General features: G+C 74.4%; 1 protein-coding gene. It reads left to right on the top strand.

Annotated elements, in window-relative coordinates:
* Positions 1 to 301, top strand: a 301-nt coding sequence (gene sepH / locus KI686_RS17605) for a septation protein SepH (protein ID WP_237590373.1), incomplete at both ends; no start/stop codon positions are given.

The following is a 301-nucleotide window of genomic DNA, read 5'->3' on the forward strand; positions in this document are numbered from 1 at the left end:
TGCGCCGGGCGACCCGCGAGACGGAGCCCGCCGCCGCGCGACTGGCCGCGAGCCACCGCGACATCCAGACCCAGATCCGTGCCGGGCTCTCGGCGTCCGAGGTCGCGGCGCTGCTCGGCGTCAGCGAGGCGGACGTCGCGCGCTTCGAGGGTCCTGTGCTCGCCGAGCGCGAGCACATCGTCGGTCAGGCCCTCGCTGTTCCGGTGCTGATCGGCAGCGAGGTCGAGCCCGACGCCCAGCCGACCTTCGGTGTCGCGGTGCGTGCCAAGCTCGCCGATCTGCAGGCGACCGACGAGCGCTG

This window comes from Polaribacter sargassicola, from assembly GCF_021991835.1.
Taxonomy (GTDB): domain Bacteria; phylum Bacteroidota; class Bacteroidia; order Flavobacteriales; family Flavobacteriaceae; genus Polaribacter; species Polaribacter sargassicola.